This window comes from Actinomyces oris (genome assembly GCF_001937445.1).
GTDB lineage: Bacteria > Actinomycetota > Actinomycetes > Actinomycetales > Actinomycetaceae > Actinomyces > Actinomyces acetigenes.
This window is the reverse complement of the sequence record NZ_MSKS01000001.1, coordinates 57,249-81,394: the sequence shown is the minus strand read 5'-3', so window position 1 is coordinate 81,394 and position 24,146 is coordinate 57,249. Positions and strand designations below refer to the sequence as shown.

The following is a 24,146-nucleotide window of genomic DNA, read 5'->3' as shown; positions in this document are numbered from 1 at the left end:
GACGGTACCGATTGTGTCAGAACACGCCGCGGTCCAGGGCCGATTAAGATGAGTTCTCGCGTCTCATTCAGGGCGCCGCCTCTCCCGGCGCTGCCTGCGACGATCCCCGTTGTGAAAGGCCGACTGTTGGTTTCTCCTCTCCGCGATGCCCCTGACACTCCGCGTCCGGCCGCTGCCCGCCCTGAGGGGGTGGTCGTGGGGGACTTGCCGGAGGAGTCCCGCTACCGGTTCACGGTGCTCACCTCTCGGCTCATCCGCATGGAGCACTCCCCCACGGGCGTCTTCACCGACGCCGCCACCCAGCTGGTCGTCAACCGCGACCTGGGCCAGACGCCGTCGTTCCGGGTGGTGCGCGGTCAGGACCGTCTGGAGATCATCACCGAGCACCTGCACCTGACCCATGTGCCCTCCCTGGGGTTCTCCCCCTCCGGGCTCAGCGTCAGGCTGCGCTCGACGGCGCTGCACGCCCACGGCGGCACCTGGCACCACGGCGACGTGTGGGATCCGGCCGAGACCTTCCCGACGAACCTGGGCGGCACCACCCGCACCCTTGATGAGGCCGACGGCGCCGTCGCCCTCGGCCCGGGCCTGCTGAGCCTGAGCGGCATCACCGCCCTGGACGACTCGGCCTCGCTGCTGCTCACCCAGGACGAGTGGGTCCAGCCCCGCGAGCCCGGCAACCGCCTGGCCGACGGGGCGCAGGACCTCTACGTCTTCGGCTACGGCCAGGGCTACCAGGAGGCGCTGCGGGACTTCTTCCGCCTCACCGGGCCCAGCCCCCTCATCCCGCGGGCGCTGCTGGGCAACTGGTGGAGCCGCTACCACCCCTACAGCGACCAGGAGTACCTGGCGCTCATGGACCGTTTCGCCGCCGAGGAGCTGCCCTTCTCCGTGGCCGTCATCGACATGGACTGGCACGTCACCGACATCGACCCGGCGATCGGCACGGGCTGGACCGGCTACACCTGGAACCGGGAGCTGTTCCCGGACCCGGCGGCCTTCCTGGCCGGCCTGCACGAGCGGGGCATACTCACCACGCTCAACGTGCACCCGGCCCAGGGGGTGCGCCGCCACGAGGAGGCCTATGAGGAGGTCTGCGCCGACCTGGGCCTGGATGCGAGCACCGGGGAGGACGTGCCCTTCAACATCGCCGACCGGGACTTCGTGGGCTCCTACCTCTCGCGCCTCCACCACCCCCTGGAGGACGAGGGAGTGGACTTCTGGTGGCTGGACTGGCAGCAGGGCGGCTCCACGACGGTTCCCGGCCTGGATCCGCTGTGGATGCTCAACCACGTCCACTACCTCGACTCGGGTCGCGAGCGCCCTGCGGCAGGCGGTGGCGTGGAGCGGCGCCGCCCGGTGACCTTCTCGCGCTTCGCCGACGCCTCGAGCCACCGCACCCCGGTGGGCTTCTCCGGGGACACGATCATCAGCTGGGACTCCCTGCGCTTCCAGCCGCGCTTCACGGCCACGGCCGCCAACATCGGCTACTTCTGGTGGTCCAACGACATCGGCGGGCACATGCTGGGCGGCAGCGACGACACGATGGCGGCCCGCTGGTTCCAGCTGGGCTGCTTCTCCCCCATCAACCGCCTGCACTCGTCGAACTCGGGCTTCACCTCCAAGGAGCCCTGGCGCTACTCGCGTGACGCCCGCGCCACGATGGAGGCTCACCTGCGGCTGCGTCACCGGCTGGTGCCCTACCTGTACACGTGGGCGCGCCGCTCGGCGAGTGAGGGCATCGCTCCGGTGCGCCCGGTCTACCACGACCACCCGCGTGAGCTGGCCGCCTACGAGCACCGGGGCAGCTTCTACTTCGGGGACCTGCTGGTGGTGCCCTTCACCTGCCGGCTCGATGAGACCACCGGCCTGGGGCGGGAACTGACCTGGCTGCCCGACGGCGTCTGGTACGACCTGCCCACGGGTCGCCGCTATGAGGCCACGACCGGCGGGCGCGGGCGCATGCTGAGCCTGTCTCGCCCCCTGGACCGAATCGGGGTGCTGGCCCGGGCCGGCTCCGTGATCCCCCTGGCCGGGAACCTGACGGAGGCGGCCGGGGACAATCCTCGCGAGCTGGAGATCGTCGTCGTGCCCGGGGGCTCGGGGAGCTTCACCCTGGAGGAGGACGACGGCTCGGCACAGCCCGGGGAGGACCGCATCGCCCGCACCCACATGACGCTGACCTGGCCGGAGGACGAGGGCGGCGCCGACGTGGTGCTGCGCATCCGCCTGGAGGGGGCGGCCGACGTCGTGCCGGCCTCGCGGCTGGTGACGGTGCGGCTCCTGGCTGGTCGGGTGACCGGCGCCTGGCTGGGGGTGGGTGAGCGGGCGCGCCGGCTGGCCACCGAGGAGGTCAGTGGGGACGGCTTCACCCTGGGGGCCGGGACGTTGGTGCACCTGGAGGAGCTGAGCCGCCAGGACCTCATCGACGGCGTCCAGCTGGTCCTTCGCGGCACGGAGCACTCCCCGGCCGACTGGCGCAATGAGGTCCACACGATCCTGGACGCCGCGCGAGTGGAGTACATGGCCAAGGACCTGGCCTGGGACGCGGTGCAGCGGGGCCTGAGCGGAACCGCCCTGCTGGGTGAGCTCGAGGCCCTGGGCCTGCCGGAGACGCTGCGGGCGGCCGTGGCCGAGGTGCTCCCCCACTCCTGACCAGGCTCCGAGCACCGACTCCGGCGGGTCGGCTCGAACGGACCGACGGGCGCATCGGGCCGCCGCTAGGCTGCTGGGTATGAGTGAGAGTCCCACCCCGCGCTTCCCGGAGGCCGAGCCCTACTTCGTGGGCGATGAGCGCACCAACCGCGAGCGCATGCTCGCCGGTGACTGGTACGTCTCCGACGACCCGGACAACGCCAGGATCGCCGCCCACGCCCGCACGATGCTCCACCGCTTCGAGCGGGCCTTCGCCGAGGATGAGGAGGACTGCTGGGACCTGCTGCGCTCGGCGATCCCGGGGCTGGGTGACCAGGCTCGCCTGCTGCCGCCGGTGCGCGTGGACTACGGGGACAACATCACCGTGGGTGAGGGGACCTTCGTCAACTACGGGCTCGTGGCCCTCGACGTCGCCCGGATCAGTATCGGCGCGCACTGCCAGATCGGCCCGAACGTCCAGCTGCTCACGCCGGTGCACCCCCTGGAGCCGACGCCGCGCGCCTGCTCCCTGGAGGCGGCCGACCCCATCACGATCGGGGACAACGTGTGGCTGGGCGGCGGGGTCATCGTGTGCCCCGGCGTGACCATCGGGGACAACTGCGTCATCGGCGCGGGCTCGGTGGTCACCAAGGACATTCCTGCCAGCAGCCTGGCGGTGGGCAACCCGGCCCGGATCCTGCGCCAGCTGGACGACTCCACCTTCGGCCCCCGCCATCAGCACCCATCCAAGGAGACGCCGCAATGAACCCCGAGACCTTTTCCGACCTGGCTGCTTCCCGGCACTCCGTGCGGGACTTCCGGACCGATCCCGTACCGCCTGAGGTCATCGAGGAGATCCTGGAGGATGCCCGCCAGGCGCCGAGCTGGTCCAACACCCGTCCCTTCATGGTGGCGCTGGCCACCGGTGAGCAGGCGGACCGTCTGCGGGCGGCCTACGTCAAGGAGTTCGACGCTGCCCTCCCCCTCCAGCACAAGGAGCCCGGGGCAATGGCCCGCCTGGCCCTGAGCGGCAAGGCGCCCGACGGCGACTACCCGACCTGGGCGCCCTACCCCGCGGACCTGCTGCCCCACTCCCAGGCGGTCGGTGGCCGGCTGTACGCGCACATGGGTATCGCCCGCAAGGACCGCGAGGCCCGTGACGCGGCCGCCCGCCGCAACTGTGAGGCCTTCGGCGCCCCGGTCATCGGTTTCGCACTGGTCCACAAGGGCCTCATGCCCTTCGCCGCGCTCGACGCCGGGATCATGCTGCAGACCCTGTTCCTGTCCGCCAAGGCCCATGGCGTCGACTCCTGCCCCCTGGGGGTCCTGGCCACCTGGCGCCGCCCCTTCGACGCCGAGTTCGAGGCGCCGTCGGACTACCGCCTCATCACGGGCTTCGCCCTGGGTTACGCCTCCGAGGCCCCCGTCAACGACTTCCGGGCCGAGCGGCGCCCCGTGCGCCTGGTGCCCGCCCGCTCCTGACCTGGCCCTGACTGGGGTGGGCGCTCACTCAACGCTGCGCTCATCGCCGACGGCTTTCCCCAGGACGGGGCGGCGCCAGCAGGGTGGGACGACGAGCCCGCGCCGACGGACCGCCAGCAGCATGGCCAGCCCGGCCGCCGTGCACACGATGACCGCGACGACGGAGCCCTCGATCCCCATGGCACCACCGGTGAGCAGGTCAGGGCCGGTGAAGCGGGCCTCGATGAGTCCGCGTCCCGACCCGGTGCCGGAGATGTCGGAGCCGAAGATGCCGCCCTGGACGAAGTTCCAAGCGGCGTGCACCCCGATCGCCAGCCACAGGCGCCGGGTGAGCAGGTAGCAGGTGCCCAGCAGGATCCCGGCCTCCAGCGCGATCGCGACCGCACCGAAGACGGTGGCTTGAGGGTTGCCGAGGTGGGCGGCACCGAAGAACACGGCGGTGATGGTCAACGCCCACCAGGTCCCCACCCACCCCTCGATGAGGCGCAGCATGACACCTCTGACGAGGATCTCCTCGGTGAATCCGGCGACGATGCCGGCTTGGAGACCGGCGAGGATCCCCGTGCTCCAGCCGACGTCCACCACGTGGTAGGAACCGAGCAGGGCCAGAACCGCGATGACGGCGCACATGAGCAGCGCTCCCATGGCCAGGCCGACCAGGAGCTCGCGCAGTGCCGCCCAGCGCCCGCCCAGCTCAATGACGGGCCGGCCACCGACGAAGCGCACCAGCAGCCAGTACCCGAGCAGGGTCAGGGGCACGGCACTGATCGCGATGATGAACGCGGCACCCGGCCGGGCTGTCGCCCCGCCCCCGAGTCGCACGAGTCCAGTCGCCACCGCCAGCAGCCCGACGATCATCTGAGCGCCGACGACGACCACGACCCCCAGAAGGAGCTGAAGCCAGCCGAGGCGCTCCGCCTTTCGCGCAGGGATGCGCCACTGGGGACTGACCGGGACGAGCCGGTCCAGAAGGCGAGAGGCCCGAGGCGCTACCGATGACGCTGGAGAGGAGGCCGGGGTGCTCATGACCCCAGTGTTCCCCGTCTGCCGGTCGCCGTACCTCCCCCGCCAGGAGGAACCGGCGCCCACTGATCTCAGCACGGTGTCCGATACCGCGGGAGGTGGGCGAAGGATAGAGCCGTCAGATCTTGGCGACGGGGGCGTAGCGCAGGATGAGGCGCTTGGTGGTGGGGGCGCCGTCGATGACGAACTCGACGCGCGCCGTCAGGGACCGCCCCTTGCCCTCCAGGCCGACGACGGTGCCCACCCCGTAGGAGTCGTGGCGCACCTGGTCGCCGGTTCTCAGCCCGGCGACGGCCGCGGGCAGGTCCTCCGAGGCGGCGCCGCCGGCCGGTGAGGAGTCGCTCTGCTTGCCGCGAGCCTCGAGGCGGGCGGAGGCGCGCTTGGCGGCCCGGTCCTGGGCGGTCTCCACGCGCCCCAGCTTGCCCGAGCGCTTGGTGCCTGCGCCCACGGGCGGGGCGAAGTCATCGTCGTCGGAGTAGGCGCTCTGCCGGGGGGAGCCTGAGCGCCGTCCGCCCGAGCCGAAGCCGCCCTCGCCCCAGCTGCTGCCCCAGCCGGTGCCGCCGCCGCGCAGCGCCTCCATGGAGGAGGCCAGGCGCTTCCAGTCGATGGTCTCGGCCGGAACGTCGTCGAGGAAGCGGGAGGCGGACATGGCGTTGGCGGCTCCCCAGGCCGAGCGCACGGCGGCGCGGGTGAGGTAGAGGCGCTCGCGGGCGCGGGTGAGGGCCACGTAGGCCAGGCGCCGTTCCTCGGCGAGCTCGGTCTCCTCGGTCAGGGAGCGGGCGTGGGGGAAGGTGCCGTCCTCCATGCCGGTGACGAAGACGACCGGGAACTCCAGGCCCTTGGCGGTGTGGACGGTCATGAGGGTGATCTGGCCCTGCTCCTCGGCCTGCCGGGCGTCTTCGTCCTCCAGGTCAGCGCTGGGCGGGAGCTGGTCGGAGTCGGCCACGAGTGAGACGCGTTCGAGGAAGTCGGCCAGGGTGCCGTCGGGGTTGGCGGCCTGGAAGTCGCTGGCCACGGAGTGGAGCTCGGCGAGGTTCTCCACGCGGGTGGCGTCCTGGGGGTCGTCGCTGGCGCGCAGCTCGGCGAGGTAACCGGAGGCGTCCAGGGCGGAGTCGAGGATGTCGGCGACGCCGTCGCCGGCGGTGACCATGTGGCGCAGGGTGGTGAGCAGCTCGTGGAAGCCGCGCACCTGGTTGCGGGCCCGGGTGGTCAGGCCCTCGACCTCGGGCGGCTCGCCAGCCCCTGCGGTGGAGGGGGCCTGCCCGTCGGTCTCCTCGGTCTCGCCTGTCTGAGCCTCGCGGGGGGCTCCGGCGGCGTCGGCGACGGCCTGTCCGAAGGAGACGGAGTAGCGGGCGGCGTGCTCGGCCAGGGCGCCCTCGGCCTTGTCACCCAGGCCGCGTTTGGGGACGTTGAGGATGCGGCGCAGGTTGACGTCGTCGTCGGGGTTGTCGACGGCGCGCAGGTAGGCGATGGCGTCCTTGATCTCGCGGCGGTCGTAGAAGCGGGTGCCGCCGATGACCTTGTAGGGCTGTCCGGCGCGCATGAAGGCCTCTTCAAGGGCGCGGGACTGGGCGTTGGTGCGGTAGAAGACGGCGACGTCGCGAGGGCGTACGCCGTGCTCGTCGGCCAGGCGGTCGACCTCCTGGCTGATCCAGCGGGCCTCGTCGTGCTCGGAGTCGGCGACGTAACCGGTGATGGGGGCGCCGTCGCCGGCGGCGGTCCACAGGTTCTTCTCGCGCCTGCCGCTGTTGCGGGAGATGACGGCGTTGGCGGCCGAGAGGATGTTCTGGGTGGAGCGGTAGTTCTGCTCCAGCAGGATGGTGCGCGCCGAGGGGTAGTCCTCCTCGAACTCCTCGATGTTGCGAATGGTGGCGCCGCGGAAGGCGTAGATGGACTGGTCGGAGTCGCCGACGACGGTCAGCTCGCCCGGCGGCAGGGCCGAGCCGGCCCCGGAGGTGCCGGGCCCGCCGACGAGCTCGCGCACGAGGACGTACTGGGCGTGGTTGGTGTCCTGGTACTCGTCGACCAGGATGTGGCGGAAGCGGCGCCGGTACATCTCGGCCACGGCCGGGCGGGTCTGAAGCAGGGCGACGGTGCGCATGATGATGTCGTCGAAGTCCAGGGCGTTGGCGGCGCTCAGGCGCTGGGCGTAGGCGTGGTAGACCTCGGCGAGGTGGCGTTCGAGGGGGTTGGAGGTGACGGCGCGCTCGGCGAACTGGGCCGGGGTGATGAGCTCGTTCTTGAGGTCGGAGATGCGGTGGGCGAAGGTCTTGGGGGTGAAGCGCTTGGGGTCGATGCCCAGCTCACGCACGATGAGGGTGATCAGGCGGGTGGAGTCGGCGGCGTCGTAGATGGAGAAGGTGGAGCGCAGGCCGGCGGCCTCGTGTTCGCGGCGCAGGATGCGCACGCAGGCGGAGTGGAAGGTGGAGACCCACATGCGCGCTCCGGCGGGCCCGACCAGGGCGGTGACGCGCTCGCGCATCTCGGCGGCGGCCTTGTTGGTGAAGGTGATGGCCAGGATCTCGCCAGGGCGGGCGCGGCCGGTGGCGATGAGGTGGGCGATGCGGTGGGTCAGGACCCGGGTCTTGCCCGAGCCCGCGCCGGCGATAATGAGCAGGGGGGCGCCGGCGTGGGTGACGGCGGCCTCCTGGGCGGGGTTGAGGCCGGAGAGCAGCTCGGCCGGGTCTGAGACCGTCACCCCCCAGGGCCGGCCGGAGGGCCGGGCCGAGGACGCGGCGTCGCCGGCTCGGGCGCGGGCCGCGGCGGCATTTGCCTGGGCGCGGGTGACCAGGGCGGAGACCTCGTCCTGGCGCTCCTCCCAGGTGGGGGCTGCGGCGTACTCGTCCTCGGGCGGCGGGGCGTCCTCGGGGCCCCAGTCCTCCTCCGGGGCCTCGACGTCGGCCCAGGAGTCGTCGTCGAAGGAGCCTCCACTGGGAACGAGGGCGGGCAACGCAGCCTCGGGCGGCGGCGTGGCCGCACCGCCGGAGCCGGGCATGGGCAGGGCGCCGAAGAGGGGGTTCATCGCGTTCATCGTGAGGCCAAGCCTAGGCCAGGCCACCGACACGTTACGCTTTCCCCGCCGCACCGCCGGCCTTCACAGTACGTTGTGAACAGGTTGTGAAAGCCGCTGAGAGAGGAACCGAGATGCGCACCATCGCCTTGTACACGACCGAGACCATGGCGGACTGGGAGTACGCCTACCTCACCACTCAGATCGCGGGCGCGGAACAGCTCAAGCCCGGGCGCTTTCGGCTCCTGCTCGTGGGCGACGGGCTGGAGCCGGTGCGCACACTCGGGAACCTGCCACTGACGCCTGAGACCGACCTCGACACCCTGCAGGCCCTGGCCGACGACGGCCAGCTCGCAGCCTTGGTCATCCCTGGAGGGGACCACTACGCGGCCGGACACGAGCGGCTCATCGAGGCGGTCGGTCATCTCGTGGATCAGGAGATTCCGGTGGCGGCCATCTGCGGTGCCACGCTTCTGCTGGCCCGCGGTGGTTTCCTGGACGCGCGCCTCCACACCTCGAATGCCGCCTCCTACCTGGAGGCCAGTGGGTACCGCGGTAAGACCCACTACATGGAGGCGCCGGTGGTGACTGACCGAGGTGTCATCACGGCCTCAGGCATTCACGCGGTTCCCTTCACTGCGGAGGTCATGCGGATCACCGGGCTGGTGCCCGATGCGATGGCCGACGCCTGGGAGCAGGTCTTCCTCAACGCCGGGGAGAAGGACTACATGGCGCTCATGGAGGCGACCGCCGCCTGGCAGAACAGCTGAGAGGACACGGGTCAGCGCCTGCCTCCACAGGACAACGAGTCACTACGACACACCCCTGGCATCAGCGGCAAGCCGCGGCCGCTCGACTGAGCAACCTCTCCCCGAAGGGACCACAGAGCCCGCCCAAGGACACCTCCTTGCCCACCTAGTACGAATCTCGTACTATACGTTCCACGTAGTAGTTGGATGTGAGCGCAGCATCTCGCTGTCGCGAGAGTCCGAGGAGGCTTCCATGGGTCGAGCGATCGAGTACCGCAGGTTCGGCGGGCCAGAGGTCCTGGAGGAGGCCGAGCGCCCGGCGCAGGCACCCGGTGACGCAGAGGTACGCGTCGCGGTGCGCGCCGTCGGGCTCAATCCCCTCGACTTCAAGACCTTCCGGGGCGACCTGCGAAGGCTTGAACGGGTTCAGCGCATCCTTCATCCTCGACGCTGGCTGGAGGGCGCATCCGTTCGCTTCCCCAGGGGCGTGGCCCGCGACTTCGCAGGCATCATTGATGCCGTCGGCGCGAACGTCACCGACCTCTCCGTGGGCGATGCCGTGCTGGGTACCTTGCGAAGTGCCCCCGGTCAGGCCGACACCCGCGGGGCACTTACCACCGAGCTGGTGGCACCCGCCGACGGCGTCGTCAAGAAGCCGGCCCCGCTGCCCTTCACGCAGGCGGCCTGCCTGGGTGTGGCCTCGCAGACCGCGTGCGGCGCATTCAGGAAGCTGAACCTGCACGAGGGCGATGTCATTGTCATCAGTGCCGCCGCAGGCGGTGTGGGTTCGGTCGCCTCTCAGCTGGCCGTGAGCCGAGGCGCGACCGTCATCGGAATCGCCGGCGCCCGTAATATGGACTACATCCGCTCCTTGGGGGCCATTCCGGTCACCTATGGTGAGAATCTGACCAGCCGGGTTCGCGAAGCGGCTCCCTCACCTGTCACCAAGCTTCTGGACTGCTACGGCGGTACCTACGTAAGACTTGGCCGCGATCTTGGACTGACGGGCCGTTCCATTGGCACTCTGGTTCCTTCGCCCGCGGCGATCCTCAGGGGCGCGCAGTTCACCGGCTCACGGCACAGCAGTGGATGCAGCGACCTCGAGGAGGTGGCAGAGCTGGTGGCGGATGACGCCATCAAAGTTGAACTCGCCCGCACCTACTCCTTCACGCTGGAGCAGATTCGCGCCGCCTACACCGAGCTGGCAAAGGGCCACGTCCGCGGCAAGCTCGTCATCGATCTATCCTGACACTCATCCATGTTCACCTCGATCAGGAGGGCCGCTTGAGCGGAGGGATTCACGATCAGCGTCTCATCCGGGCGCTGCGCGCCATGAATAGCGAGCTCGCCGCCAGCAATCGCGCTGTCGCTGCGAAAACTGGGCTCAACGACAGCGATCTTGCGGTACTCGACGCCCTGCACCGCGACGGTCCGCAGACCCCCACTGCCCTCGCCCGCCGCACTCGGATGGGGACGACAACGATGACGAGTGTGCTGCGGCGACTCGTCCGCGATGGCTGGGTTGAGCGTCGCCCCAGTGAGACGGACCTGCGCTCCTTCACCATCCACGCCACGAGCGCTGATCGTCTTGCCGAGATATTCCTGCCCGCCAACCGGAGACTGACGGCACTGGTGGACGGCTGGCCCGAGAGCCGGGTCGATCAGCTCATTGAGTTCTTGGAGGCCGCCACGACAGTGATCCACGAGTCGGCAGAGCAGCTATCCTCCGCAAGCGGTCGCAACTCCTGACCCAGATCGTGCACCCAATCCACGAACGGCGATTCCACACCCGCTCAAACCGCGACACCTCAGCTCACCGAATACGAGCGAGCGTCACGCCGCCATCACAAGTACCCGCAGCGACCTGGATCGGATCGGCCTCCGACGCCGTCGCTCAGGCAGTATAGACATCCTCAGCACCCCTCAGCACCGAGGACTTGAAGTAAGGATTCTTGACCGACTCTGCAACGACCAGGTTAATCTTTCTTCCGAAGATCCTCGTCAGCTCATCCTGCAGACCGAAGAAATCCGCGAATCGGTCATCCCGGCCCGTCTGGAAGTCGACAAGAAAGTCGATGTCGCTGGTATGGGGATCAAAATGCTCGGTAAGCACTGATCCGAAGACACGCAATCGCGCAACACCGAACCGGGCGCATGCCTCCGACAGCGCCTTGGTATCGATCGCCACTTTCACTGCCACAGAACTATTCTCTCAGAACCGTGGAACGTTGACCAGAGAACCAGCCACGTCGGCCGCCGAGGCGGTAGGCGGCCCGAGCACTGCTGGCCCCGCCGGCGGGGTTTACCGCACGGCGCGCAGGTAGCGGTCGCGGCCGGTGAGGTCCTGGCCCGTCTCGGCCCGCTTGAACCCAACCCCGAGCGCAGATCGGCATAAGCGTGCTAGACACCCGTCAGATAGATAACACATCGCAGCCAGCGCGAATTTTCTACCCCTTACTTTAATCCGCCCCCGACAACCACCACTCCGAAGCAACTTGAGTGAACCACATCTAAATAAATACCGGAATCAGATGGCCAGCTCATACATGTCTCCGCGATAGATCGCTACGGTGCGCTCAAGATTCCGCCCACCCGCAACCTGGGCAGTGACAACTGTCTGCAGGCACGGCTCAGTGGTCGCTACCTCAAGTAACTTCGCCTCAACCCCATCCGGAAGTCGGGATGATACAACGATACCTGTGCGCTCAATCTCAAGATGGTAGCGATGCTCAATCAACTCGTACAGAGATCCAGTGAGATCATACCCAAGAATTCGAGGAAGTATAGCCGCATTAAGAGCAGCGACCTCAAAGCCGATAGGGACCCCATCCCCAAGGCGCACGCGACGCACCTCAACAACGAACCCACCCTCACCAACAGCAAAGAAGTCACGCTCGGCCTCATCCAAGGGCGGCCGCAAGGCTGCCGAGATGAGTCGACTGCTCGCCCGACGTCCCGAAGCCCGCAGCGCCTCCGTGAAGGAGGTAGACACGCAAGCCACCTTGGTCACACGAGAACGCGCCACAAAGATTCCCTTCCCAGGAACCCCGTACAGCTGGCCGGCCTCCGAGAGCACCTGCAGAGCGCGCCGCACCGTCATCGCTGAGGCGTCGAAGCGCCGAGCCAACTCCTTCTCAGTGGGCAGGCGCGCCCCAGGACCAGCCTCAGCCACCATCACCTCAATGGCCTCACGAATGCGCTCGTACTTATGCACGGCTTTTCCAATCTTTAATCAAACCGTTCCCATCCACCCGACACAGGTGTACCATCGGCAGCAATCACCCTATGGTTAGAAAGTCTACCATATGGTGATCTGCCGGGGATCGTATCAGGCCCTGGCAGAAGCGTGAGATCCCGGTCCCCGGACCTCCCGCGGACTAGCTCAAAGGAGAGTGAGTTTTCATGCAGCCCCCATTGCATCAGAGCGGAACCAGCCCACAACACAACGTCGTGGCACTGGACATCGGCGGCACCAAGATCAACGCCGCGCTAGTACGTATCAGCGACGGCGACGCCAAGATCATCACGTCAGCAACAACCCCGACCGCGACTGAGGACGGCAGCGACGGCATCCTGGCGGCAGCTGTTCGAGTAGCCAGGGATGTGCTCTCGGGTCACCCAGGCGTTCAACTCGACGCCGTCGGCATGTCAGCAGGAGGAGTCATCGATTCCAGCCGTGGTGTCGTCACTCACGCTACTGACACTATCCCGGGCTGGAGAGGAGCTGACTTATCCGCACCATTTACTGCCGAGTTCTCCGTACCTTTCCGTGCCCTGAACGACGCCCACGCGCATGGCCTGGGCGAAGCTCTCTTCGGTGCTGGACGCGGTCACCGCTCAATGATGATGGTGGCCGTCGGCACAGGAATCGGTGGAAGCATCGTGACCGACGGGAACCTCCTTCAGGGCTCCCATGGTGCAGCTGGACACCTTGGGCACATCGGTGTCAGTGAGGCCGAAGGCATGAAGTGCACCTGCGGGCGCAACGGACACATCGAGGCACTAGCCTCAGGCCCGGGAATCCTACGTATCGCCAAGAAGCTGAACGCTGGCGATGACGCAACGAGGGACGGAAGGACCCTCGCTCGAGCCGCAGAGGAGGGCAATACCGCCGCCCAGGAGGCATACCGCGTCGCAGGATTCGCCACGGGCAGGGTCATCGGTAGCCTGCTCAACACCCTCGACGTCGATCTAGTCACTCTTGCGGGTGGCGTCACCGAGGCCTACAGCGGGTGGCTTGACGCGGTAAAGCAGGGCGTGGCCCATGACGCCATGGACGTAGTCGCCAACACTCCTATCACCACGGCAACCCGCGGCTCACAGGCAGCCCTGCTGGGTGCCGCCGCATTCTCCCTGAACTTTCCAACGTGTGACATCCCTGCTGAAAGAACGGAAGCCTGACCATGACAACGACTGGAACCCGAAACGGCCACGTTATCTGGGCCACTTCCATCATCGCTCTGGGCGGGCTGCTCTTCGGCTACGACACCGGAGTCATTTCCGGGGCATTACCCGCCATGACCGACTACTTCGGTCTAACGCCCTTCACCTCAGGCGTCGTCGTCTCTTCCCTCACCGTGGGAGCAGCACTGGGAGCTATGTCCTCCGGACGTTTGTCCGACAAGTTCGGGCGTCGCCCTGTCCTCCTGGCCGCATCTGCGGTATTCATCATTGGTTCGCTGATGGCAGCCTTCTCAACGTCTGCACCAATTATGGTAATCTCCCGGGTCATCCTGGGATTGGCAGTCGGATGCGCCTCCAGCATCGTCCCCGTGTTTATCTCTGAACTCGCCCCGGCAGATCTACGAGGCAGACTGGTCAGCCTGAACCAACTGATGATCGTCTCCGGTATCATGTTCGCCTACCTATCAAATTACGCGCTTGCCGGTATCAATCAGGATTGGCGCTGGATGATCGGCCTAGCGGTCATCCCCTCGCTGCTCCTGGGCATCGGAGTCCTCAGCCTGGCAGAGTCACCGCGTTGGCTCGCCATCAACGGTCGTAGCGATGAAGCCCAGAAGGTGCTGGAAAAGTTCCGCACCCCTGAAGAGGTGAAGACGGAGCTTGAGGACATCCGCTCCACTGACGAGACTACCCAGTCTGATGGATGGAAAGCACTGCTCGACCCCCGGCTACGCCATGTCCTCGTCGCAGGTGTAGGGCTACAGATCCTAGGACAGCTCACTGGCGTAAACGCCGTAGTCTACTACGCCCCTTCCATCTTCGAGAGCGCTGGACTCGGCGCCTCATCGGCCCTTCTCGCTACGGTGGGCGTAGGCGTTATCAACATTGTCTTTACGGTTATAGGAATGGGGTTGGTAGATAAGATCGGTCGCACCAAACTGCTCGCAGCTGGTGCCGCAGGACAAGCGGTCTGTCTCGCCATCTTCGCCTTCCTGCTCATGCGTGGAATTACCTCCGGCGCCACCTCCTTAATTGGAGTTGCCTGCATCTTCCTGTACATTGCCGCAGTCGCCGTCGGACTGGACATCGTCGTCTTCATCATTCCTTCCGAACTGTATCCCTTACGGATCCGTGCGACCGCCATGAGTCTGACTATCGGAGTCAACTGGACGCTGAGCTTCATCGTCTCGCTGACCTTCCTCAGCCTCTTCGATGCCCTTGGTGGAGTCGGCACCTTCGGGATCTACGCCGTTGCAACGACTCTCCTTGCCGTCTTTGCTCTGAAGGTCATTCCTGAGACACGCGGTAAGACACTTGAGGACATCGAGCGCGAGTACGTCAGGAGAGAAGCATGAAAAGCACGTCTGGAATCGCACGCATCCACACCATCAAATCCGGAGCGCCTCAGCTCTTCCTCAATCATGGTGTCACCGACAATGCAGCATCACTGGCAGCCGCACACCGGCACTGGCGGAATGACTACGACGTCACCTCCATAGATGCACGCGGTCACGGCCTATCCACCCATTTCAGCCCCGCAGAACTGAACGATCCAGTTGGGATAATGGTTAAGGACCTCATCACCATCCTCGAGGGCCGTGAGCACAGCACTGCGCTGATCTTGATTGGCCATTCAATGGGCGGTGCGGTTGCAGCGGCTGCTGCCGCTCAGCGTCCGGATCTCGTTGACGCACTGGTCCTAGAGGAACCTGCGTGGCTCTCCGAGGACCAGAGAACCGCTTACAGCAACGAGGCGACAGCACTAGCTACCCGTATGGCATGGATCTCGGATCATCCCGACGAGGCGCTAACCGAGAACCGGGAACTTTACCCAGCGTGGGACCTCGAAGAGTCCTGTGCGTGGTTACAGGGCAAAGTTCAGGTAGATCGAGACTTCGTCCGCACCGGCTATGTCTCTCCCCAAACCTCCTGGAAAGAGACGGCCTCGATCCTGGCTATGCCCACGCTCCTAGTGACGTCTGACGGCGATGACGTCCTCCTGGGAGTTGACGGGCTACAGGCAGTTCGTTCTCTCGGCAACACCATGATCCGTACAACCCTAGTTCCTGGAGCATCTCACTGCGTGCGCCGCGACCAGTCCGAGGGTTTCTATGCGGTGTGCGACTCGTTCCTGAAGGAGGTCATCTCATGACGTTTGAGCCTTCTCGCCTTCTTGATCCTGAGGTGGCGGTAGCTGCGGAGGAAGTTCCTCCCCAGACCACCTGGGATCCGCAGACAATGCGTGACGCAGGGGCAACGATCCTCGACCAGGATACCCCTGTCCCTGAGGGGCTTACTCGCACAGTCCTCACAGTTCCAACCGATGGCGGGGAACTGGAGCTGAGAGTTCATGCCCCGGAGGATGGTGCGAGCGCGGTCATCCTATCCATTCATGGTGGAGGCTTCGTTGCTGGGCAGGCAAAGTACGACGACGCGTGGAACGCCATTCTAGCCCTGCGTACCGGCGCAACGGTCGTAAGCCCTAACTACCGACTCGCTCCTGAAGCCCCTTTTCCGCTTCCACTCGAGGACTGCGTTGCCGCCTGGACATGGATCCTCACGCAGTACCCGGAAGCGACGAGAATCATCTACGGCGACTCCGCCGGGGGAAACCTGGCTGCGGGACTATCTCTTCGATGTCGAGATACCGGAATCTGCATGCCGGACCATGTATTCCTTATTGAGCCGGTGCTGGACGACCGTCTGAGTACTACCTCGATGCAGGGCGCCACCAGCACAGCCGTATGGGACTTGCCGAACGCAACTGCTTCGTGGAAGGCATATCTTGGTGCTCAGAATCCGACACCCCACGCGGCACCGGCCAGAGAGAGTGATCTTTCAAGATTTCCGCCAACATTCCTTCTTGCGAACCAGTGCGACCCTCTCCTGGATGAAAATCTTGCATTCGCTAGAGCTCTGACAGGGGCAAACGTTCCGACCGAAGCGATCCTGCTTCCCGGGACCTGCCACGGGATTCTCGGTCTCAACGGACCAAGGATCGCAGACAGGGCGAGGAAACTGGTTCTCGAGCGATTGGTAGACCTCATCGACGCTAGGAGACCCTATGAGTGACATCATCGGAGCACTTCGCGGAGGACTCATCGTCTCTTGCCAGGCCTATCCCGGCGAACCAATGCTCCATCCGCAAACCATGACTCAGATCGCCCAATCAGTAGTCCATGGCGGAGCCGTAGGTGTGCGCCTTAAGGGCTTGGACGATCTACGCCTCGCCAGACCGGTATTGCATGTTCCCATCATCGGGCTGGTGAAGGTCGGCAACGACGGCGTCTACATCACCCCCACACTCAAGGATGCGCTTGCTGTAGCCGAGACTGGGTGCGAGATTGTAGCCATTGATGGAACACGCCGCCCTCGCCCAGATAGGCATTCTCTTAAGGAAATCATCACCGAGGTGCGGCGTCAGTTCCCCGGGACCCTCCTCATGGCGGACTGTGGCTCGCTGGACGATGGCCTAGACAGTCGGGATGCGGGCGCTGACCTCGTGGGGACGACCCTGGCTGGATACAGCGGTGAGCGCCAAGCAACACGTGGCCCCGACTTGGATCTGGTTGAGGAGCTAAGCGAGCACATTGATGTGCCGATCATTGCCGAGGGCCGATTTCACAATGCTGGCGAAGCGGCTCAGGCGCTACAACGCGGGGCTCTAGCCGTCACCATTGGTACGGCGATCACGCACCCGGAATCGATCACCCGTTGGTTCTGCGATGGAATTGAGCAGGCGCGTGCGGACGGCGTGAATAGTAAGTAGTCGGGGAACAGGCTCGATTGATCCGCCAATCTGGTGGGCTCGTCAACAATGTTGACGAGCCCACCACCTGTTCACATCCGCTCAATCAGCGACACCACAGCTCACCGAATGCGAGCGGGCATCACGCAGCCGAAACAGGTACCCACCGCGGTCGGGCTCAGACCGGTCTTGAGAGCCGCCTCTGCCGGCGCAGGGCCTTACCGCACGGCGCGCAGGTAGCGGTCACGGCCGGTGAGGTCCTGGCCGGTTTCGGCCTGTTTGAACCCGGCCCCGAGCGCGGCCGCGCGCAGCAGCGCCCCCTGCTCGTGGTCGTGCTCCATGACGAGCACCCCGCCGGTGCGCAGCAGCGCGACCGAGCGCACCAGGACGTCAATCGGAATCTCCAGCCCGTCAGGGCCCCCGCCGTAGAGCGCCACAGTGGGCTCGTGCTGGGCCGTCTCGGTGTCCTCCACGGCGCCGGCCGGAACGTAGGGCGGGTTGGAGACGACGACGTCGACCTGCCCGTTGAGGTCGTGAAGGACCAGCGGGTCGGTGGCGTCGGCGTGAATCACCTCGACACGTCCGGGCACCAGCCGCTCACAGTTCTCGCGGGCCAGGGACGCGGCGGTCTCGCTGATCTCGACGGCGACCACCCGGGCTCCCGGCACCTCCTTGGCGACGCAGGCCGCGATCGCGCCCGAGCCGGTGCACAGGTCGGCGGTCAGGACCACTCCCCCGCCGCCGTCCATCACCTCGCGGGCCGCCTCAATGGCGGCCCCGGCCACCACCTCGGTCTCCGGGCGCACGATGAACACGCCGGGACGGCTGATGAGCTCGGCGCCCCGCAGCCACATGCGGCCGATGATGTGCTGGAGGGGCTCACGGCACTCGCGACGCAGCACCAGCGCGTCATAGGCGGCCGGGAAGTCGCCGTCGGCGCCGTCGGCCAGCAGCAGGGCCCGCCCCAACAGGTGCTCGGCCAGGATTCGGGCATCGACCTGCGGGCTGGTCACACCGGCCGCAGCCAGCCGACCGGCCGCCTGGCGCACCAGCGCCCGCAGCCCGTAGCGGTCCACCGCGCCCGCAGGCGCGCCGCCACACAACTCAGGAACCACTGCCCTCACCCACCTGGGATAATCGTTCAGTCTCGTCCATGGCGATGGCCGAGGCGATCACCGGGCCGAGATCACCGTCAAGAACGGCGTCAAGGTTGTAGGCCTTGAAGCCGGTGCGGTGGTCGGCGATCCGGTTCTCAGGGAAATTGTAGGTGCGGATGCGCTCGGAGCGGTCCACAGTGCGCACCTGACTGCGACGGGCCTGCGCCGCCTCGGCGGCGGCCGCCGCCGCACGCTCGGCCAGGAGCCGGGCCCGCAGGACCCGCATGGCCGCCTCCTTGTTCTGCAGCTGGGACTTCTCGTTCTGCATGGACACGACGATCCCCGTGGGCAGGTGCGTGATGCGCACGGCCGAGTCCGTGGTGTTGACGCTCTGGCCTCCCGGTCCCGAGGAGCGGAAGACGTCGATGCGCAGGTCGGCGGCGTCGATCTGGAGCTCACCGGGGTCGTCGGCCTCCGGCATGACCAGGACGCCGGCCGCGGAGGTGTGGATGCGCCCCTGGGACTCGGTGACCGGGACGCGCTGGACGCGGTGGACGCCGCCCTCATACTTCAGGTGCGCCCACACCCCGTCCTGGGGCTCCACGGGCCCGCGGGCCTTGATGGCCAGGCGCACGTCCTTGTAACCACCCAGGTCGGAGTCGGTGGCGTCCAGGACCTCCACGGCCCACCCCTGCCGTTCGGCGTAGCGGGAGTACATGCGGGCCAGGTCGGAGGCGAACAGCGCCGACTCCTCACCGCCCTCACCGGCCTTGACCTCGATGATGACGTCGCGGGAGTCGTCAGGATCCCGGGGCACGAGGACCTCGCGCAGGTGCTCCCCGGCAGCGGCCTCGGCGGCCTCCAGGGCCGGCACCTCGGCGGCAAAGTCCTCATCCTCCGCGGCCAGCTCGCGGGCGTCGGCCAGGTCGGCGCTGGCCGACTGCCAGGCCCGGTAGGCGGACACGACCCTGCCCAGCTCGGCGTAGCGGCGTCCCAGCCGTCGCATGGCACCGGGGTCGGCGGCCGCGGGCCCGGCCATCTCGGCCTCGATGTCCGCGTACTCGGCCAGGAGCGGCTCTGCGGCGGAGAAGTCCTCACTCATGGACTCGGGTTCCTTCACTGGCTAGGAGTCGTGCTGACGGGCACCAGCGGCACTCGTGCGATATGCAAACGACGCCGACGGCGACTCTGGGAGCCGGCCGCCGGCGTCGTGAGACGCGGCTACTTGCTGCGCTTGCCGTACCGGGCCTCGAAGCGGGCGACGCGGCCACCGGTGTCGAGGATCTTCTGCTTGCCGGTGTAGAACGGGTGGCAGGCCGAGCACACGTCCACGCGAATCTCACCGGAGGTGACGGTGGAGCGGGTCTCGAAGGTGTTGCCACAGGTGCACGTGACCGTGGTGGCCACGTAGTCGGGGTGGATGCCCTGCTTCATAGGTTTCTCCTTAAGCGTCAGAGGGTCCCGGGTCCCACGCGGGAGCGAGGGTGAACCGGAGGCCAGCAGCAGACTATGCCACCGGCCGCCGGCCCATGCAACGGTTTTACCGCGTGAGACCGGGCACCTGGCCGGTTGCGTTACTCGTCCTCGCCGTCGGCCAGGGAGGTGCCGGCCGGGGTGGTCTTGGACAGCACCATAAGGAACTCGGCGTTGGACTGGGTGTCCTTGAGCTTGGAGAGCACCAGCTCGATGGCCTGCTGCTGCTCCAGCCCGGCGAAGAGGCGGCGCAGGCGCCACATGATCTTGAGCTGGGCGGGGTCGATGAGCAGCTCTTCGCGACGGGTGCCGGAGGCCGCCACGTCCACAGCCGGGAAGATGCGCTTGTCGGCGAGCTGGCGCGACAGCCGCAGCTCCATGTTTCCGGTCCCCTTGAACTCCTCGAAGATGACCTCATCCATCTTGGAGCCGGTCTCCACCAGGGCCGTGGCCAGGATGGTCAGGCTGCCGCCGTTCTCCACGTTGCGGGCCGCCCCGAAGAAGCGCTTGGGCGGGTAGAGGGCGGAGGCGTCCACACCACCGGAGAGGATCCGGCCGCTGGCCGGGGCCGCCAGGTTGTAGGCGCGCCCGAGCCGGGTGATGGAGTCCAGCAGCACGACGACGTCCTGGCCCAGCTCCACGAGGCGCTTGGCGCGCTCGATGGCCAGCTCGGCCACGATCGTGTGGTCGGAGGCGGGGCGGTCGAAGGTGGAGGCGATGACCTCGCCCTTGACCGTGCGCTGCATGTCGGTGACCTCCTCGGGGCGCTCGTCGACGAGCACGACCATGAGGTGGGCCTCGGAGTTGTTGACGCTGATGGCGTTGGCGATCTGCTGCAGAACGATCGTCTTACCCGCCTTGGGCGGGGAGACGATGAGCCCGCGCTGCCCCTTGCCGATGGGCGAGACCAGGTCGATGATCCGCGGGGTGACGGCCTTGGGCGTGGTCTCCAGACGCAGCTGCTCCTGGGGGTAGAGGGGGGTGAGCTTGGCGAACTCGGGGCGGCGCTTGGAGCGCTCGGCGTCCATGCCGTTGATGGTCTCGACGCTGACCATGGGGTTGTACTTGACCCGGCCGGCCCGGTTCTGACGGCGGTTGTTGCGCCCGCCCTGGTGGGGCGTGGAGGACTCCCCGCCCTCACGGACCCAGCCGGTCACGGCGTCGCCGGCACGCAGCCCGTTGTCCTTGATGAGCTGGTTGGAGACGTAGACGTCCTTGGGGCCGGGCAGGTACCCGGAGGTGCGCAGGTAGGCGTGCTGGTTGTCGGTGACGTCCAGGATGCCGGCGACCGGCAGGAGGACCTCGTCCTCGCGCGGTTGGTTGCGGTGGCCGCGCCCCGCGGAGCCGTCCCGGCCCTCGCGGCCGGAGTCGCGGTCATCGCGGTCGAAGCGGTCGCGTCCGCGCTTGCGGCCCCGACGACGACGCCCCCCGCGCTCGTCGTCGTAGCCGTCGGAGTCATCGTTGCCGTCACGGCCCCGGCGCGAACGCTCTTGGGGCTCGACGACGGAGGTCCCGGTGGCGTCGGCCAGGTCCCGCATGAGAGCGGCCTTGGCGTCGGCGTGGTCCTCGGGCGAGTCGGTACGGGGCTCGCGCGAGGCGCGCTCCTGGTTCTCGGGGGCGCCAGCGGAGGCCTGGACGCGCCGGCGGCCACGGCGGAACTGATCGCGCGAGGAGCGATCGCCTCGCTCCGAGCGGCCGTAGGAGTCGCGGTCGTCACCATCAGTGGTCTCGGAGCGTTCGGCGCGCTCACGCCACCGACTGCGTGCGGGGCGCTCCTCGTCACGGCCGGAGCCGCTGTCCGAGTCGCTGCCGGAGGGGCCGGAGCGATCGGGCAGTTCAAGGCCCAGGTCGAGGGCCGGCGCGGGCTGACGCTCCTCGGGGGCACCGGAGGCCGCGGTGGCACGACGACGGCGGGAGCCTCCTGAGGCGGCAGCCCGGGGCTGCTCGGGTGAGTCCTCACTAGCTGATGAGGTGGAGGCAGAGGAGTCGGCGGCATCGGTCGCCCCGGCGTCGGGCGAGCTCTTCGACGCACTGTGAGAGTCGGGAGTGGAGGCGGAGGAGGAGCTGCGTGCCTGACGGATGGCGGCGACGAGCTCACTCTTACGCATGCGGGAGGTGCCCGTGAGACCCATGGAGCTGGCGAGCGACTGAAGCTCGGCCAGACGCATGGTGGAAAGCGAGGGCTGGGCGCTGGAGGTCTCGGTCACGAGTGTCCTAACGGTGTGATGACGCTCCGCGGGAGGAGACGTTCAACTGGGGAGACTTCCCCGGAATCATTCACGGGGTGGGTCATGCACTGCCGGTTTCTGCTGAGGCCTGAGCCTCAGGTCCGGGGCTGGTGCGGTCAGCGGCGTGGTGCGATCCTTGCGGCCGACAGCGACATCATAGCAGCCTGGAGATGCAGTACCTAACGAAACACCGACGAGTAACGTCGGGGATGCGGCCGTTATTCCACCCCACGACACCTCTCACCACCGCTTTGACACCGGTGGGGCTGACCGTACACGCGATCAGCCCCACCGGAATGATCGACTCGAACACCACCATGCCGACTCTTGCCCTTCAAGCTCCCAGGCTCACGACCTCAACGACCTGCGAGAAGCGTCTCCATGGGCGCGAAGTCGGCCAACGGGTCAACCGGTGCCTGGCGCGGGAAGCGCTCCATGAGCGTGGCCAGCTCCCGTCCCGCCCGGGCCACGCGCTCACTCAAGGGCGACTCGGGCCTCTCAGAGGATGATGGCCTCTGCCAGGCCGCACCGAAGTCCTCGCTGGCCGCGAAGACGGCGGTCTGCGTCGGCAGGGCCTTCATGTAGACCACCAGCGGCCGCAGCGCCATCTCGGTCACAAGACTGTGCCGCGCGGTGCCGGCCGTCGCCCCCAGTAGGACGGGGACGCCTTCAAGTGTGCCGGCTGGCAGCACATCCATGGCGGACTTGAACAGTCCGGAATAGGAGGCCTGAAAGACCGGGCTGACCAGGATGACGCCGTCGGCGGCGGACAGGGCATCGATCACCTTCTGCAGGTCGGCGGACACCGGCCCACCCACACTGGCCAGGGCGATGTCCTTGACCAGGGGCCTGAGCCCGATGACCTCGATGCTGGCCAGGCGGGAGTCGGACTCCAGGGCCTTGCGGGTCGACTCGGCCAGCCGCTCGGCGAGCATCTGGGAGGTCGAGGGCTCCGAGACCCCGGCGTGCAGAGCCACGATCCGGCTCAGACGCCCCATCTGGGTATTGGCGTAGGCGTCATAGGTTGGCGATCCGGCCAGGGACTGGGTGCCCCCGGAAGGGGCGACGGGCGCGGTCGTATCAGCGGTCATGTCATCCATCTCCTGCCTGTCACTCGTCGTGTCACGGGTTTCCCATGCCATCTCAGTTCCTCACCTTCCGGCCCGTGAGCGGGTCGAACTCGTTGGACAGGGAGAAAGGCTCCTCAGCCGGAGGCTCGGCCCCCTCCAGCAGGGCCCGGTGGCGTGGGTGGAGCGGCGCGTCCGGAACCCCCTCGGGCCTGGTGGACTCCAGCTCGGCGCGCAGCGCCGGAACGATCTCGGAACCGAGGTACTCGATCTGCTTCATGATCTCCTTGTGCGGGACGCCGCCCAGGTCCAGGTTGAAAGTTTGACGCTGGTAGTCGCCGATCGCGTCCCGGTAGGTCAGGTACTTCTCCACGATCTGCTCGGGCGTGCCGACCGCGAGAGGCGTGTGCTGTGTCATCTCTTCCAGCGACGCCCCCTGGTAGACGTAGGTGTTGCGGAAGTAGGGGGTGTATCGCTCGATGGCCTCGGCCTCACTCCTGGCGGCGAAGATCTGTCCACCCAAGCCCACGATCGCCTGCTCGGGCCGGCCATGACCATAGAAGGCGAAGCGCTCTCGGTAGAGGTCGACCATCTTCTTGACGTGGTCGATGGGCCAGAAGATGTTGTTGTGGAGGTATCCGTCTCCGTAGTAGGCGGCCTGCTCGGCGATCTGGGGTGAACGGATGGAGGCGTGCCACACGAAGGGCGGGACGCCGTCGAGTGGGCGGGGCATGGAGGTGAAGTCCTGCAGCGCGGTGCGGAACTCACCCTCCCAGTCCACATTGGTCTCGCGCCACAGGCGGCGCAGCAGGTCGTAGTTCTCCACCGCGAGCGAGATGCCCTTGCGGATGTCCTTGCCGAACCAGGGGTAGACAGGTCCGGTGTTGCCGCGTCCCATCATGAGGTCGACGCGCCCGTCGGAGAGGTGCTGGAGGTAGGCGTACTCCTCGGCCAGGCGCACGGGGTCATTGGTCGTAATGAGGGTGGTCGCAGTGCTCAGGAGCAGCTTGTCCGTGCGGGCGGCGATGTTGGCCAGCAGGGTCGTGGGTGACGACGGCGCGAAGGGTGGGTTGTGGTGCTCCCCGGTAGCAAAGAAGTCCAAACCTGCCTGCTCGGCCAGGACCGCCATCTCGACTGTGTTCCTGATGCGCTGATGCTCACTGGGAGCCTTGCCAGTAGCCGGATCGGTCGTGATGTCTCCAACTGTGAAGATTCCAAACTGCATCGGGCG

General features: G+C 67.1%; 21 protein-coding genes. 11 read left to right on the top strand and 10 right to left on the bottom strand.

The features are described from left to right. Window positions 1–126 precede the first annotated feature (126 nt). The 3 genes from BKH20_RS00320 (at window position 127) to BKH20_RS00310 (ending at window position 4,116) form a co-directional block, all read left to right on the top strand. Window positions 127–2,655, top strand: a complete 2,529-nt coding sequence (locus BKH20_RS00320; RefSeq protein WP_075389460.1) for a TIM-barrel domain-containing protein — start codon at window positions 127–129, stop codon at window positions 2,653–2,655. 79 nt (window positions 2,656–2,734) lie between these two features. Further along, a complete protein-coding gene (locus BKH20_RS00315; RefSeq protein ID WP_075389459.1) occupies window positions 2,735–3,400 on the top strand; it encodes a sugar O-acetyltransferase in 666 nt (221 codons plus the stop codon). After that, window positions 3,397–4,116, top strand: a complete 720-nt coding sequence (locus tag BKH20_RS00310; RefSeq protein ID WP_075389458.1) for a nitroreductase — start codon at window positions 3,397–3,399, stop codon at window positions 4,114–4,116. Before BKH20_RS00315 ends, BKH20_RS00310 begins: the two co-directional genes overlap by 4 nt. 24 nt (window positions 4,117–4,140) lie before the next feature. Here BKH20_RS00310 and BKH20_RS00305 read toward each other — a convergent pair whose 3' ends face one another. Both BKH20_RS00305 and BKH20_RS00300 read right to left on the bottom strand, forming a co-directional pair. After that, entirely contained in the window at window positions 4,141–5,142 is a 1,002-nt protein-coding gene (locus BKH20_RS00305; RefSeq protein WP_081381539.1) for a CPBP family intramembrane glutamic endopeptidase, read from the bottom strand. Between the two features lie 115 nt (window positions 5,143–5,257). Next, window positions 5,258–8,170: a UvrD-helicase domain-containing protein gene (locus tag BKH20_RS00300; RefSeq protein ID WP_075389457.1), complete on the bottom strand. Its 2,913-nt coding sequence runs from the start codon at window positions 8,168–8,170 to the stop codon at window positions 5,258–5,260. Between the two features lie 113 nt (window positions 8,171–8,283). Here BKH20_RS00300 and BKH20_RS00295 point away from each other — a divergent pair, with 113 nt between their 5' ends. From BKH20_RS00295 to BKH20_RS00285, 3 genes are all read left to right on the top strand, one after another. After that, a complete protein-coding gene (locus BKH20_RS00295) occupies window positions 8,284–8,919 on the top strand; it encodes a DJ-1/PfpI family protein (RefSeq protein WP_075389456.1) in 636 nt (211 codons plus the stop codon). Window positions 8,920–9,151: 232 nt separating this feature from the next. Further along, window positions 9,152–10,147 (top strand): NADP-dependent oxidoreductase, encoded by a 996-nt coding sequence (locus tag BKH20_RS00290; RefSeq protein ID WP_075389455.1) that lies wholly within the window; start codon window positions 9,152–9,154, stop codon window positions 10,145–10,147. Between the two features lie 35 nt (window positions 10,148–10,182). After that, window positions 10,183–10,647, top strand: coding sequence for a MarR family winged helix-turn-helix transcriptional regulator (locus BKH20_RS00285; protein WP_075389454.1), 465 nt, complete (start codon window positions 10,183–10,185; stop codon window positions 10,645–10,647). Between the two features lie 145 nt (window positions 10,648–10,792). On the opposite strand, the gene BKH20_RS00280 is transcribed toward BKH20_RS00285, so the two are convergent. Both BKH20_RS00280 and BKH20_RS00275 read right to left on the bottom strand, forming a co-directional pair. Then, window positions 10,793–11,098 carry a nucleotidyltransferase family protein gene (locus tag BKH20_RS00280; protein ID WP_075389453.1) on the bottom strand — a complete coding sequence of 102 codons (306 nt, stop codon included), beginning with the start codon at window positions 11,096–11,098 and terminating at the stop codon, window positions 10,793–10,795. A 327-nt stretch (window positions 11,099–11,425) separates the two neighbouring features. After that, on the bottom strand, window positions 11,426–12,112 hold the full coding sequence (locus BKH20_RS00275) for a GntR family transcriptional regulator (RefSeq protein ID WP_075389452.1): 687 nt from the start codon (window positions 12,110–12,112) through the stop codon (window positions 11,426–11,428). A gap of 236 nt (window positions 12,113–12,348) precedes the next feature. Here BKH20_RS00275 and BKH20_RS00270 point away from each other — a divergent pair, with 236 nt between their 5' ends. From BKH20_RS00270 to BKH20_RS00250, 5 genes are read left to right on the top strand one after another with little or no spacing between them, the layout of a single operon-like run. Further along, window positions 12,349–13,299, top strand: coding sequence for an ROK family protein (locus BKH20_RS00270; RefSeq protein WP_178388521.1), 951 nt, complete (start codon window positions 12,349–12,351; stop codon window positions 13,297–13,299). Window positions 13,300–13,301: 2 nt separating this feature from the next. Further along, on the top strand, window positions 13,302–14,657 hold the full coding sequence (locus BKH20_RS00265; protein ID WP_075389450.1) for a sugar porter family MFS transporter: 1,356 nt from the start codon (window positions 13,302–13,304) through the stop codon (window positions 14,655–14,657). Further along, on the top strand, window positions 14,654–15,454 hold the full coding sequence (locus BKH20_RS00260; RefSeq protein ID WP_075389449.1) for an alpha/beta fold hydrolase: 801 nt from the start codon (window positions 14,654–14,656) through the stop codon (window positions 15,452–15,454). The genes BKH20_RS00265 and BKH20_RS00260 overlap by 4 nt, the downstream gene beginning before the upstream one ends. Then, window positions 15,451–16,374, top strand: coding sequence for an alpha/beta hydrolase (locus BKH20_RS00255; protein ID WP_075389448.1), 924 nt, complete (start codon window positions 15,451–15,453; stop codon window positions 16,372–16,374). Before BKH20_RS00260 ends, BKH20_RS00255 begins: the two co-directional genes overlap by 4 nt. Beyond that, a complete protein-coding gene (locus BKH20_RS00250; protein ID WP_075389447.1) occupies window positions 16,367–17,071 on the top strand; it encodes an N-acetylmannosamine-6-phosphate 2-epimerase in 705 nt (234 codons plus the stop codon). The genes BKH20_RS00255 and BKH20_RS00250 overlap by 8 nt, the downstream gene beginning before the upstream one ends. 197 nt (window positions 17,072–17,268) lie before the next feature. Here BKH20_RS00250 and prmC read toward each other — a convergent pair whose 3' ends face one another. The 6 genes from prmC to BKH20_RS00215 form a co-directional block, all read right to left on the bottom strand. Next, window positions 17,269–18,165: a peptide chain release factor N(5)-glutamine methyltransferase gene (prmC, locus tag BKH20_RS00245; protein ID WP_075389446.1), complete on the bottom strand. Its 897-nt coding sequence runs from the start codon at window positions 18,163–18,165 to the stop codon at window positions 17,269–17,271. After that, complete coding sequence (gene prfA, locus BKH20_RS00240) at window positions 18,155–19,249, bottom strand: peptide chain release factor 1 (protein WP_075389445.1); 1,095 nt, start codon at window positions 19,247–19,249, stop codon at window positions 18,155–18,157. The genes prmC and prfA overlap by 11 nt, the downstream gene beginning before the upstream one ends. A gap of 119 nt (window positions 19,250–19,368) precedes the next feature. Beyond that, window positions 19,369–19,581: a 50S ribosomal protein L31 gene (gene rpmE, locus BKH20_RS00235; protein WP_003782958.1), complete on the bottom strand. Its 213-nt coding sequence runs from the start codon at window positions 19,579–19,581 to the stop codon at window positions 19,369–19,371. A 140-nt stretch (window positions 19,582–19,721) separates the two neighbouring features. Continuing rightward, entirely contained in the window at window positions 19,722–21,827 is a 2,106-nt protein-coding gene (gene rho, locus BKH20_RS00230; protein ID WP_075389444.1) for a transcription termination factor Rho, read from the bottom strand. Between the two features lie 377 nt (window positions 21,828–22,204). Then, window positions 22,205–22,990, bottom strand: coding sequence for a CE1759 family FMN reductase (locus BKH20_RS00220; protein WP_081381538.1), 786 nt, complete (start codon window positions 22,988–22,990; stop codon window positions 22,205–22,207). A gap of 1 nt (window position 22,991) precedes the next feature. Next, on the bottom strand, window positions 22,992–24,140 hold the full coding sequence (locus tag BKH20_RS00215; protein ID WP_075389443.1) for a CE1758 family FMN-dependent luciferase-like monooxygenase: 1,149 nt from the start codon (window positions 24,138–24,140) through the stop codon (window positions 22,992–22,994). Window positions 24,141–24,146 lie beyond the last annotated feature (6 nt).